The sequence below is a fragment of the Kitasatospora nipponensis genome, assembly GCF_039528135.1.
In the GTDB taxonomy this organism is placed as follows: domain Bacteria; phylum Actinomycetota; class Actinomycetes; order Streptomycetales; family Streptomycetaceae; genus Kitasatospora; species Kitasatospora nipponensis.
This window is the reverse complement of record NZ_BAAALF010000097.1, coordinates 5,024-16,803: the sequence shown is the minus strand read 5'-3', so window position 1 is coordinate 16,803 and position 11,780 is coordinate 5,024. Positions and strand designations below refer to the sequence as shown.

The following is an 11,780-nucleotide window of genomic DNA, read 5'->3' as shown; positions in this document are numbered from 1 at the left end:
CCGGGGGCCGGCGTTCGCCGGCCCCGGCAGCGCCGATCCCGGGCCGGGCCGCGGCGCGAAGGGCTCCCCCTCCCCCGGCCCTTCGTGCCGCCATCGCCACGCAGTGCGCCGCCTGCCTCGTCGAGGCCTGCACCACCGCCGTGCGGCACGGCCGGCGACTGCGCCTGGCCATCGCACCGGGACCCGTGACGCGGGTGCTGGGGCTGACCGACCTCGACCGGTTGCTGCCCGTCCACACCAGCGTGCAGGACGCCGGGAGCGGCGTGGACGCGAAGGCCGACGTTCCCGCCGTGCGCGCCGATTGCGACCGGCAGCTCGTCTGAACCCGTCCCGCAGCACGGGACCCGACAGCAGAGAGACGACAGTGACCACCACCCGCCGCGAAGCGTTCCTCGACACCGTTCGTGCGCGCGCCGGCTACCCGGATCGACAGCGCGCCGAACTCGCCACCCACCTCCCCCAGCCGTACGCACGGGCCCTGCTCGCTCCGCTGCCCGGCGAGCCGCTGAACCCCGAGCAGTTCCTGCGGGCCGCGGTCCCGTGGATCGAGGGCGCCGGGCCGGAGTCCGTCCACCGGGACGCGGCAGCGGTCCTCAGCGCCGTGGCGGACGCCGCGGGGCCCGAGCTGACGGACCGCGTCCTGCTCCAACTGCCGCCCGGGTTCGCCCTGCTGTTCACCGACCCGACCGCGGTCATCGGGACCGAGCCGGCCGATTCCGTCAGCACCCGCCGGTTCCCGGGCGGGGGCACGGGCACGAGCACCGGCGGGGGCCCGGGCGGGGAGGCCGGGTAGGGCGCCCCCGTGCGCGGCACCGGACAGGACGGGAAGGACGAACGATGGCGAAGTTGACGATCGACGGCGACGAACTGGTCGTCCGGCTGGCCCGCTGGGAGAAGGCCGCGGCGCGGCAGGCGGACATCCGGGTGCCGCTGGCCGCCGTGGACAGGGTCGCCGTCCAGCCCGACGCGTGGCGAGCCCTTAGGGGCGTGCGGGAGAGCGGTGTGGTGATCCCCGGCACGCTGTGGCTGGGGATCTGGCGGCATCCGCGCGGCCGGGACTTCGCCGCCGTGCGGCCGAAGCGGCGCGGCGTGGTCTGCGTCGACCTGCACCGGCCCTCGCCCTTCGCCCGCGTCAGCGCCACCTGCGAGTATCCGGAACCGACGGTGGCCGCCCTGCGGAAGGCACTGAGCCCGGCGGTGGCCGCTGCCACCGACGGCCCCGACCCCGTCCCCGCTGCGGATCCGGGCCTGCGGCCGGCCGGACCGGACGGGGTCCAGGGCCCGGTCGCGCTACCGCCCGACGGCCGACCGCTGGGCGCGCCCGCGGGTGCCTGGTCCGGTCAGGGCTGGTAGGGCAGCTGCGGCACGTCGAAGCAGTTGGTGTCCATGTCGGGCACCTGGGTGACCCAGCCGGGGCCGCCCGCCGGGGTGTCGTCCTGCCAGCGGGCCACGTTCAGGCAGGCGCGGGTCGGGCCGCTGGGGCGCGGCTCGCGGACGAAGTCGGCGGGGAGCAGCAGTCCGTGCGCGTCATAGGGCCGGGCCCGGTTCATGAAGCGCTCCACGCAGGCCCGGGTCAGCGCCGCTCCGCACGAGTCCATCGCGTCGGTCAGCCACTGAGCGCCCGCCCAGCCCTCCAACTCCCAGGCCGAAAGCAACGGTTCGCGCTCCGGATAGAAACGGGCCATGGCGCCGCGGAACTGCTGGACGGCCGGGTAGCGGGTGTCCGCGTAGTTGCGACTGGACGAGGTGGCCCACAGGACGTTGCGGCAGCCGGGCGCCGCCGCGTAGTCGCGCCCGGCCGTCTGGCTCCAGTTCTGCACGTTGGTCACCTTGGCGGTCAGTCGCACGCCCGCCGCGTCAAGTGCCTGACAGAGCCCGGAGTTGCCACGGGTGTCCATCGCGTCGAAGACGATCTGGGTGCCGTCGGCGGCCATCGCGGTGGCCACCGCGGCGAAGGCGGGCAGCGCCAGGTCCACCGTCCGGGTCAGCACGTGGTAGCCCTCGGCCGTCAGACCCAGCTCGATCTGGTGCGCGTAACTCAGCGACTGGGCCTGGTTGTAGGCGACCACCGCGGCCCGCCGCACGCCCAGCCGCTCCTGGAAGAACCGGTAGACCTCGGTGCTGAGGAAGAGCGTGCCGTCCCAGCCGACCGAGCGCCCGTCGCGCGGGGCGTTGCTGCTGTAGATCCCGTACAGGCGCGGGTACTGCTCGTACGGGGTGCCCAGCGGTTGGCTGCCCACGTCCGGAACCGACCTGCTGTTGACGTACGGGGCCCCGGCGTAGTCGAGCACGCTGCCCGCGGCGAAGGCGAAGACCTGGTCCTGGTCGATCAGCTTGTGCACGCACTCCTGGTTGCCGAGCCCGCTCCCGGAGTCGTCACAGGTCACCACCTGCACCGTCCGCCCGTGCAGGCCACCGGAGGCGTTCAGTGCCCGGAAGAACGCCAACGCGCCGTACCGGGGCCCGGCGAGCACCTCGGTGCCGAGCGGGCTGGTCAGCGAGGTCACGATGCCGATCTTGATCTGACCGGCCGTCACCCCGGTGTCGCTGGCCGGATTGCCGGTGGTGACCGTCGGAGCGGGCCCGGCGAAGTCGCTCTCCGGCAGCCGCGTGCCGCAGCCGGACAGCGAGCCGCAGACCACGAGCAGGGCGGCCGCCAGCACGGCGGCCACCCTGCCGGTCGGTGCGGCGATCAGCTGCTGCACCCGGGCACCGCGCTGGCCGCGGTGTTGCCGCTCTGGGCGACCAGCCCGCAGAGCGTGGCCTGCGAGACCTTCCAGGTGCCGTCCTCCAGCACCGCCTGGCCGGCCGCGGCGGGCTGCACCACCTGGCCCTGCAGGGAGAGGTCGTAGGTGACGATCGCGGTGGTGTCGGAGGTGAACTGGACGTTCGTCACCTGCGCGCTGATCTGCGAGATCCGCGGGTCGGCGGCGAAGGCCTGGAGCAGCGGCTGGAGTTGGGCGCCGTGCTGCAACAGCGCGGTCTTGGCGTCGATCGGCGTGGCCGGGGAGAAGAAGTTCTGCCAGTTCTGGGTGACCTGCGTCGTGGCGGCGGCCACGTCGGCCGGGGCGCTGCCGGTCGACGTCGCCGAGGCCGCGCCGGTGGCCGCCGACGGCGAGGAGGACGCGGACCCCGACGGCGCCGCCGACGGGCTGCTCGCCGCCGGGGTGGGGGTGCCGGAGCCGCTGCTCTTGCTGCTCGAACAGGAGGCCACCAGCAGCAGGACCCCGAGCACGGCGACCACCGTCCGAAGGCCCGCCGGGCGGCCGGACGGGTGAGGTCGCGGCTCCGCGGACGGGCACTGCGCCGGGTCGGCCGGCCGGTCGTGGGGCAGGGTGCGCATGGTTTCTCCGTCTGCTCTCGCGCTGCGACCGGGTGTGACGCAGGTGACACTATGAAGGCCGACCGGCCGAACGCCCCCAACACGACGGGCGGGCGAGCGCGTCGGCGCGGCCGGCGGGGCGCCGGCCCCCCGGCGGGGCGGCGGAGAGGATCGCGATGGACGGCTCGGGGCGCCCGGACCGCACCCGGCCGCTCGCCGGCGCAGCGTTCGGCTGGCTGCTGGCCCTGCTCGGTGCGGCGATGTGCGTGCTCGGCTGGTACGCCGTCTCGGGCGAGCGACTGACCGCCCGCCAGCTCCCCTACCTCGCCTCCGCCACCGCGCCGGGTGCCGCGCTGATCGTGGCGGGCGTGGTCTGGGCGGCGCTGCGCACCCCGGACGGGGGCGCCGGGGTCACCGCGGCGCCGGGCCCGGGCGAGCCGGACACCAGCGCTCCTGGCGAGGAGTCGACCGCGGTCGACTGGCGGCCGTCGCAGACCGCGGGCGAGGCGGCCGTGCCGGGCGGCGGCCTGGTCGCGGTACCCGGCGGCACCCTCTGCCACCGCCCCGGCTGCCCCATGGTGGCGGGCAAGCCGCAGGCCTTCGCGCTCGACGGCGCGGGGGTCCGCGACCGTGGCTTGGCACCGTGCCCCATCTGCGAGCCGGACGTGCTGCCCCCCGAGGGTCCGCTCCGATGACCGACCCCGGGCTGGCGATCGACTTCGCGCTGGCGGGCGTGGCCGTGGGCGCCGCGGCCGCGCTCAGCGGGGTCGGGCTGGTGGTCTGCTATCAGCTGACCGGGGTGCTCAACCTGGCGCAGGGCGGCATCGCCGTCTTCATCGCCTACCTGCTGCGCGAACTGGTGGTGGTGCGCGGCTGGCCGGTGGGCTGGGGCGCGGTGCTCTGCCTGCTGGTCGTGGCCCCCGGGCTCGGCGTGCTGCTCCAACTGGCCGTCTTCGGACCGCTCCAACGGCGTCAGGCGGCGATCGGCGAGCTGGTCGTGGCCTGCGTCGGCGTCCTGGTGCTGCTGATCGGCGCGGTCGCGGCGGTCTGGGGCACCGCGCCGCTGGCCGACGTGCCGGCGCTGGTCCCGGCACGGACCGTCACCCTGCCGGGCGGCCACCTGCTGCGGGTGGACGCGGTGGCCCAGCTCGGCTGCGTGCTGGTGATCGCGGTGGCGCTCTGGGCGGTCGGGCGGTGGACCGGCTTCGGGGTGCGGGCCAGGGCGGTCTCCGCCGATCCGACCCTGGCCGAGCTGGCCGGGGTGAACGCCGGACGGGTGGCGGCCGCCGGCTGGGCCTTCGGCTCCTTCACGGCCGGGCTGGTGGGCGTACTGCTGGCGCCGCTGGTGCTGCTCGACCCGTACGGACTGCCGCTGCTGGTGATGGAGACGCTCGCGGTCGCGGTGGCGGCCCGGCTGCGCAGCCTGCCGATCGCGGTGGCCGTCGGGCTCGCGCTGGGCATCGGCCAGTCCGAACTCACCTGGCTGCATCCGGCGGGCACGCTGGGGCCGCTGGTGGACGCCGTGCAGTCCAACCTCTTCGCCGTGGCGCTGCTGGTGGCCGCCCTGGTGCCGTGGGGCTTCGTCGAGGGCTTCGCGGAGCAGGGGCTGCTGGGCGGTGGCGGGCTGCCGCAGCTGCGGTTGTCGCCGCGAGGGCGGCCGCGCGGCGGGGGGAACCGGGGCTGGGCGCCCGCCGCCTGCGCGCTCGCGCTGCTCACCCCGCTGGCGCTGCGGGCGGGCGGGGTGCGGGCCGTGCTGACGGTGCCCGCACTCGCGCTGATCCTGCTCTCGGTGGTGCTGGTGACCGGCGGCGGCGGGCTGGTCTCGCTGGGCCAGGGCGCGTTCGCGGGCCTGGGCGCGCTCGCCGCCGCGCTGCTCGCCTCGGGACGGATTCCGGCCGGCGCGGCGCTGGTGGTCACCGTGCTCGGGCTGGCGGCGGCCGGGCTGCTGATCGGCCACCCGGTGGTGCACCGGCGCGGCCTGGTGCTGGCCCTGGTGACCTTCGCGCTGGCGGTCGGGCTGAGCCGCTTCGTCTTCGAGCAGCCCTACGCGACAGCCGGCCTCACGATCCTGCGGCCGGCCTTCCTCCGCGGCGACCACGCCTTCTACGCCGCCGAGTTGGCCGTGCTCGCGGTGGGCGCGCTGGTGGTCACGGCGGTGCGACGGGGACGGCTGGGCCGGGAGTTGGTGGCGATGCGCGACCACGAGGCGGGCGCCTGGGCGGCGGGGGTGGCGGTGCCCCGGGTCAAGCTGCTGGTCTTCGGCCTGGGCGCGGGCCTGGCGGGCGCGGGCGGGGTGCTGCTCGCGCTGGGCGGCGAGGCGTTCGACGCCTCGGTCTTCGACCCGGTGCAGGGGCTGCTCTGGTTCGCGGCCGTGGTGGTGGCCGGGGTGGACAGCGCGGTGGGCGCGGTGCTGGCGGCGTTCGCCCTGGTGGGGCTGGACGCGGCGACCGTGCCGGGGATGTCGGCCGTCGTGGTGGGCGCGCTCGCGGCGGCAGCGGGCCGGCTGCCCGGCGGGCTCGCCGGCTGGGCACGGCGGGCGGTGTCGGGGTGAACGGCGGCCGGACCGGCCCTGGGCTGCTGGCCGGGCGCGGGGTGCTGCGGCGGCTGGGCGGGGTGGCGGTGGTGGACGGCGTGGATCTGGCGGTCCGCCCCGGGCGGGTCACCGCACTGGTCGGCCCCAACGGCGCGGGCAAGAGCGTGCTGCTCGACTGCCTCAGCGGACTGGCCCGGCCCGACGGCGGACGGATCCTCCTCGACGAGCGCGACATCACCCGGGCACCGTGCCACCGGCGGGCCCGGCTGGGCGTGGCGCGGACCTTCCAGCAGGTGGCCGTCTTCCCCGAGTTGACGGTGGCGGAGAACGTCCAGGTCGGTGCCGAGCAGCCGCGGCCGACCGGGGCGGGCGGCACGATGGCGGGCGGCGGCCCGCCGGGGGGCGACGCGGTGCCGGGGGCCGCGGTGCCGGCGGCGGTCGCCGTCCGACAGCGGGTGGCCGGTTCGCTGCACCTGCTGGGCCTGACCCCGCTGGCCGCCCGACCGGCGGGCGACCTGCCGCTCGGGGTGCTGCGGCTGGTCGAGTTGGCAAGGGCGCTGGCCGGCTCCCCGCGCGTGCTGCTGGTGGACGAGGTGTCGGTCGGCCTCGACGCGGGCCAGGTCGCCTGGGTGGCCCGGGTGCTGGCCCTGGTGGCCCGCGAGGGGGCGGGCGTACTGCTGGTGGAGCACGACCTCGGGCTGGTCTCCCGGCTCGCCGAACTCGCCTACGTGCTGGACGGCGGCCGGGTGGTCACCGCCGGTCCGATCGAGCGGGTCCTGTCCGACCAGCGGGTCCGGCGGCTGTGGTGAGCGCCGCGACCGGCGCTCTGGCCGCCGACCTGCGCGGCGTCCGGGTCCGCCATGGACGGGTCGAACTGCTGCACGGGGTGGACGTGCGCTGCCCGCGGGGACGGATCGGCTTCCTGGTCGGCCGCAACGGATCCGGGCGCTCCACCGTGCTGGCGACCCTGGCCGGGCTGGTCCGCCCCCACCAGGGCCGCGTCCTGGTGGCCGGACGGGACGTCACCTCGCTGGCCGCGCACCGCCGGGCCGCGCTGGGGGTGGTGCTGGTCCCGGCCCGGCGCGCGGTCTTCGCGACCCTGACGGTGGCCGAGACGCTCGGCCTGTCCGGCCCGCCCGAAAGGGCGGCGGACCGATTCCCGGAGCTGACACCGCTGTTCGGTCGCCGGTGCACCGAACTCTCGGGCGGCCAGCAGCAGTTGATCGCCCTGGCCCGGGCGCTGCTGGCCGACCCCGCGCTGCTGCTGCTCGACGAACCCGAACGCGGCCTGGCCCCCGGCGTGGTGGCCCGACTGCGCCGGCTGCTCACCGATCGCGCGCTGGCCGGCCACGCCGTCCTGCTGACCGCCCGCACCCTGCCGCCGTGGGCACCGGACGACGCCCTGGTGCACGTCCTGGAGCGCGGCCGGCTGGTCTGGCTCGGCGAGGCGGGCGAGCTGCGCCGGAGCTGAGACGCGCGGCGCCGCGGGCGTCGTCACGCGGCTCTCCGCACCGCCCGGGCGCCGCTGACCCACCCGGTGACCTGGGCCGATCAGGAATCGAGAAGCGTCCACCGCCGGGCGGCAACTACCGTGGGAGCCATGGATATCACCATTCGCACCAGTGTCCTGCCGCAGGACGACCCGGAGGCCGCGCTGGCCTTCTACCGTGACGCCCTCGGCTTCGAGGTCCGCAGCGACGTCGGTCAGGGATCGATGCGCTGGATCACGGTGGGCCCGGTCGGCCAGCCCGACACGTCCATCCTGCTGGCACCGCCGGCCGCCGACCCCGGGATCACCAAGGAGGAGCAGCGCACCATCCTCGAGATGATGGCCAAGGGCACCTACGGCTGGATCCTGCTGGCCACCCGGGACCTCGACGGCACCTTCGAGAAGCTGCAGTCGGGCGACGCCGAGGTCGTCCAGGAGCCGACCGAGCAGCCGTACGGCATCCGCGACTGCGCCTTCCGCGACCCCGCGGGCAACCTGGTCCGCATCCAGGAGCTGCGCTGAACGCTCCGAGCGCACCGCCACGCACCTCCCCCCTGCACCGCTCCGCCCACCGCGCCACCGGGCCCCGGGGCTCGCGGCGTCGACGAAGGGAGTCCTGTCATGTGTCACCCCGCCTGGGGGCGCGCGCTCGCCGCGGCGCAGCGCCGCGACGACCTCATCCGGCTGCGCCGCGTGCGCGACCGGATCGACCGGGAGTACGCCCGGCCGCTGAACGTCGAGGCGCTCGCCCGCGGCGCGAACATGTCGGCCGGGCACCTCAGCCGCCAGTTCCGGCTGGCCTACGGCCAGGCGCCGTACGTCTATCTGATGACCCGTCGCATCGAGCGCGCGATGGCGCTGCTGCGCCGGGGCGACCTGAGCGTCACCGAGGTCTGCTTCGCGGTCGGCTGCTCGTCACCGGGCACCTTCAGCACCCGCTTCACCGAGCTGGTCGGCATGCCGCCCGGCACCTACCAGCGCCGCACGGCGGTGGCCGCGGCGGGGATGCCCTCGTGCGTCGCGAAGCAGGTGAGCAGACCGGTCAGGAATCGAGAAGCACCGGCCACCGAGCCCCAACTAGCGTGACTGTCATGACTTCCACCGGATCCCTCACCCTTGAGGTGGCCGACCTCGCGGCCGCCGACTCCTTCTACTCCGCCTTCGGTCTGGGCGACCGGGTGGCCCTGCGGGCCTCGCAGGAGCCGACGACCGGCTTCCGCGGATTCGCGGTCTCGCTCACGGTCTCCCAGCCCGCCGTGGTCAACGGCTTCATCGGCGCCGCCCTCGACGCCGGGGCCACGGCGCTGAAGCCCACCGCCAAGTCGTTCTGGGGCTACGGCGGCGTCGTCCAGGCCCCGGACGGGACGATCTGGAAGGTCGCCACCTCCCAGAAGAAGGACACCGGGCCGGCCCCCCTGCAGATCGACGACCTGGTGCTCCTGCTGGGTTCCTCGGACGTGACCGCGAGCAAGCGGTTCTACGTCGACCAGGGGCTGACGGTGGCGAAGAGCTTCGGCAGCAAGTACGTCGAGTTCGCCACCGGGTCGAGCCCCGTCAAGCTCGCGCTGTACGGCCGCCGGGCCCTGGCCAAGGAGGTCGGCGTGCCCGTCGACGGCACCGGATCGCACCGGCTGGTGATCGGCGGCGATGCCGGATCCTTCACCGACCCGGACGGGTTCGCCTGGGAGGGCGCCGCGCCGGCCGCCACGTCCTGACCGGGAGACGGGCGGGTGACAGGGCCCGCGGCGACGCGTCCGGACGGCGGCGCCGCACCCGGCGCGCTCGGGCAGCGGCCGGACATCGGTGGTAAACCGGAACCACAGGTGTGGACGAGCACACAGGCGTCACCGACCGCCGGTTCGCGGCGGGCCGCGGGCGCCCGGACCGGTGGCACCGCTACGGCGGTGCCACCGGATGCCGTCCCGTCGCATCGGAGGCCGGCCATGAACTACCCGCTGCTGGACATCTTCTGGACGATGCTGTGGTTCTTCCTGTGGATCGTCTGGATCATGCTGCTGTTCAAGATCATCAGTGACGTCTTCCGCAGTGACGACCTCGGCGGCTGGGGCAAGGCCTGCTGGCTCTTCCTCGTCATCGTGCTGCCCTTCCTCGGCGTGCTGATCTACCTGATCGCCCGCGGTTCCGGGATGACCCGGCGCGAGGCCAAGCTGGTCCAGCAGCACGAGGAGGAGGTCAAGGCCTACATCAGGGACACCGCGGCCACCACCCCGGCCGACCACGCCGACCAGCTGGCCAAGCTCGCGGACCTGAAGGACAAGGGGGCCCTCACCGAGGAGGAGTACCGCAGCGCGAAGGCCAAGGTGCTGGGCTGAGCCGCCGCGACGGGACCGCGGGCGTCGGTCGCGAGCGCCTCACCAGGACGCTGACGTTCTGGCTGCGGCCGTCCTTCGCCCTCCGCGTGGTCAGCCGCTTCCAGCGGATCGTCGGCTTCGACCGCTCGATGGCGCTGGCCTCCAGTGCCCTGACCGCGCTGGTCCCGCTCGCGCTCCTCGGCAGCACCCTGCTGACCCGCACCGGCCACCAGGACCTCGCGGACCGGATCATCCACCGCTACGGCCTGTCCGGGGGCGGGGCCGACGCGGTCAAGGAGCTGTTCTCCCCGGGGGCCGACACCCGGCTGGGCATCCTCGGGACGGTGTTCCTGATGATCTCGTTGTTGAGCTTCACCCGGGCGACGCAGCGGCTCTTCGAGCAGACCTGGGAGCTCAAACCGCTCAGCATGCGCAACACGCTCAACGGCCTGCGGTGGGTGCTGGGCCTGAGCCTCTACCTGGGGCTCAGTGGCTGGCTGCAGGTGCTGCTGGAGGACGGGCGGCTGGGGCTGGCGGCCACGCTCTGCGAGGCGCCGCTGACCGCGGTCTTCCTGGTCGCCAGCGGCCGGGTGCTCTCCGCGTACCGGATCGCCTGGCGCGACCTGGTCCCGTTCGGGGTCGTCGGCGCCGTGCTGGCGGCGCTCTACTCGGTGGGCGCGGGCGTCTACCTGCCGCACCTCTTCGACTCCTACGCCACCCGGTACGGCGCGGTGGGCGCGGTCTTCGCGATGATCTCGGCGCTCTTCGGCGTGATGCTGGTCCTGGTCGGATCGGCGGCGCTCGGCCGGGAGGTCCGCGACGAGCTGGACCGGATCGGGCGCGGGCAGCGGCCGGCCGACGACGAGGTCCGCCGCCAGTGGGCCGAGGTGGTCGGGCAGATGCGGCTGCGCTGGCACTCCGCGCGCGAGCAGCTCTCCTCCCGGCACGATCCGCCGTGAGGCTCCGTCGGGGAGCGGCGGCGCGGCGGCGGGGAGCGGCGCGGGGGCAGCGGCGGCGGGCCGCGGCACGGACGCTGCTGCGCACGGTGAGGTCGGACCCGCAGCACCTGCCGGAGACGATGGCCGTCCAGGCGGTGCGCCTGCTGTGGCCAGGGGCCAAGGCGGCCGCGGCGCGGGTGCGGACCGGGCATCGGGACCTCGACCCGGCGCAGGTGCGGGAGCGGGTGACGGCGCACGGGATCAACGCCTCGGTCCTCGAAGGGGCGTTCCTGGGCGGACCCTTCATGCTGCTGTGGCCGGCGGCCTTCGTGGCCGCGCTGACCGCGCAGCTGCGGATGGTGCTGGAGCTGGCGGCGCTCAGCGAACCGCACCGCGACCCCGACGCGCTGGCGGCGGACCTGCTGGTGCTCCAGGGCGTCAGCCCCTCGGCGCCGGCGGCCCGGGAGCTGCTCGACGCGGCGGGGGCGACGGTCGCGTCGGTCGCCACGGAGGCGGCGGGGGCGGCGGGGGCGACAGGCTCGGCGGACACGGACACGGCTGGGGAGTCGACGGCCGGGGAGTCGGCCGCTCCGGCCGGCTGGTGGACCACGATGCGCCACCTCAGTTACCTGATCGGTCTGCTGACCCCCGGCAAGCCGACCACCGGACGCCTCCGGCAGGCGGCCGTCTGGGTCGGCGTCGTGGTCCTGGTGGTCCTGGGGTGCGCCGTCCCGCTGCTCTGGATCCCGGCCAGCGCGGAGATGTACCGCCGGGCCACCACCCGTTTGGCGGCACGCAGCACGGCCTACTACGCCTCGGGCGCCGGCGACCGGGCGGCCGAGGCTCCCGCCGTGGCCGGGCGCTGGTCCCTGCGGCCGGGGGCCGTGCTGGTCACCCTGCGCGCGGCGGTCGCCGCCGTGCTCATCCTGGGGGTGCTGGTGGTGGTGCTGGTCGCCGACGTGCGGATCGCCACCAGCCACCTGCTGGGCGCGGCCGCGCTGCTGATCGGCGTCTCGGGGCTGTACGCCGTCGTGCTGACCCGGCGGCGGCGCGGGAGGGGGAACGGGGACGAGGACGAGGACGAGGACGAGGACGAGGGCGGGAACGTGGGCGGCGACGGGTGAGCGCGGCGGGCGGTCGGGTGCGGGAGGTGTGAGGTGGTCATCAGTACCAGTTCGGTTGGACG

15 protein-coding genes are annotated in these 11,780 nt (G+C 75.4%); 13 read left to right on the top strand and 2 right to left on the bottom strand.

From position 1 onward, the window contains the following. The 3 genes from ABD323_RS24265 to ABD323_RS24255 all read left to right on the top strand — a co-directional run. A partial coding sequence (locus tag ABD323_RS24265; RefSeq protein ID WP_344444038.1) for an STAS domain-containing protein occupies positions 1-323 on the top strand: 323 nt, incomplete at its 5' end. Then, positions 302-793 (top strand): DUF2267 domain-containing protein, encoded by a 492-nt coding sequence (locus ABD323_RS24260; RefSeq protein WP_344444037.1) that lies wholly within the window; start codon positions 302-304, stop codon positions 791-793. The genes ABD323_RS24265 and ABD323_RS24260, both read left to right, overlap by 22 nt. 44 nt (positions 794-837) lie before the next feature. Then, entirely contained in the window at positions 838-1,353 is a 516-nt protein-coding gene (locus ABD323_RS24255) for a hypothetical protein (RefSeq protein WP_344444036.1), read from the top strand. Here the strand turns inward: ABD323_RS24255 and ABD323_RS24250 are convergent. Both ABD323_RS24250 and ABD323_RS24245 read right to left on the bottom strand, forming a co-directional pair. Next, positions 1,341-2,696, bottom strand: coding sequence for an ABC transporter substrate-binding protein (locus ABD323_RS24250; protein WP_425556136.1), 1,356 nt, complete (start codon positions 2,694-2,696; stop codon positions 1,341-1,343). The genes ABD323_RS24255 and ABD323_RS24250 overlap by 13 nt on opposite strands. Further along, the gene (locus tag ABD323_RS24245) at positions 2,693-3,343 is read right to left on the bottom strand and encodes an MTB12 C-terminal domain-containing protein (RefSeq protein WP_344444034.1); all 651 of its coding nucleotides are present in this window, start codon (positions 3,341-3,343) and stop codon (positions 2,693-2,695) included. The genes ABD323_RS24250 and ABD323_RS24245 overlap by 4 nt, the downstream gene beginning before the upstream one ends. Before the next feature lie 155 nt (positions 3,344-3,498). On the opposite strand from ABD323_RS24245, the gene ABD323_RS24240 reads away from it, so the two are divergent. The 10 genes from ABD323_RS24240 (at position 3,499) to ABD323_RS24195 (ending at position 11,718) form a co-directional block, all read left to right on the top strand. Next, positions 3,499-4,017 (top strand): hypothetical protein, encoded by a 519-nt coding sequence (locus ABD323_RS24240; protein ID WP_344444033.1) that lies wholly within the window; start codon positions 3,499-3,501, stop codon positions 4,015-4,017. Continuing rightward, entirely contained in the window at positions 4,014-5,873 is a 1,860-nt protein-coding gene (locus ABD323_RS24235; RefSeq protein WP_344444032.1) for an ABC transporter permease subunit, read from the top strand. Before ABD323_RS24240 ends, ABD323_RS24235 begins: the two co-directional genes overlap by 4 nt. Beyond that, on the top strand, positions 5,870-6,664 hold the full coding sequence (locus ABD323_RS24230; protein WP_344444031.1) for an ABC transporter ATP-binding protein: 795 nt from the start codon (positions 5,870-5,872) through the stop codon (positions 6,662-6,664). The genes ABD323_RS24235 and ABD323_RS24230 overlap by 4 nt, the downstream gene beginning before the upstream one ends. Further along, positions 6,661-7,326, top strand: a complete 666-nt coding sequence (locus ABD323_RS24225; RefSeq protein WP_344444030.1) for an ATP-binding cassette domain-containing protein — start codon at positions 6,661-6,663, stop codon at positions 7,324-7,326. Before ABD323_RS24230 ends, ABD323_RS24225 begins: the two co-directional genes overlap by 4 nt. A 129-nt stretch (positions 7,327-7,455) precedes the next feature. After that, a complete protein-coding gene (locus ABD323_RS24220; RefSeq protein ID WP_344444029.1) occupies positions 7,456-7,866 on the top strand; it encodes a VOC family protein in 411 nt (136 codons plus the stop codon). A gap of 99 nt (positions 7,867-7,965) precedes the next feature. Then, on the top strand, positions 7,966-8,430 hold the full coding sequence (locus ABD323_RS24215) for a helix-turn-helix transcriptional regulator (RefSeq protein ID WP_344444028.1): 465 nt from the start codon (positions 7,966-7,968) through the stop codon (positions 8,428-8,430). 5 nt (positions 8,431-8,435) lie between these two features. After that, the gene (locus ABD323_RS24210; protein ID WP_344444027.1) at positions 8,436-9,059 is read left to right on the top strand and encodes a glyoxalase; all 624 of its coding nucleotides are present in this window, start codon (positions 8,436-8,438) and stop codon (positions 9,057-9,059) included. A gap of 228 nt (positions 9,060-9,287) precedes the next feature. Then, the gene (locus tag ABD323_RS24205; protein ID WP_344444026.1) at positions 9,288-9,677 is read left to right on the top strand and encodes an SHOCT domain-containing protein; all 390 of its coding nucleotides are present in this window, start codon (positions 9,288-9,290) and stop codon (positions 9,675-9,677) included. Between the two features lie 86 nt (positions 9,678-9,763). Continuing rightward, positions 9,764-10,615: a YhjD/YihY/BrkB family envelope integrity protein gene (locus ABD323_RS24200; RefSeq protein WP_344444025.1), complete on the top strand. Its 852-nt coding sequence runs from the start codon at positions 9,764-9,766 to the stop codon at positions 10,613-10,615. 86 nt (positions 10,616-10,701) lie between these two features. Continuing rightward, positions 10,702-11,718 (top strand): hypothetical protein, encoded by a 1,017-nt coding sequence (locus ABD323_RS24195; RefSeq protein ID WP_344444024.1) that lies wholly within the window; start codon positions 10,702-10,704, stop codon positions 11,716-11,718. Positions 11,719-11,780 lie beyond the last annotated feature (62 nt).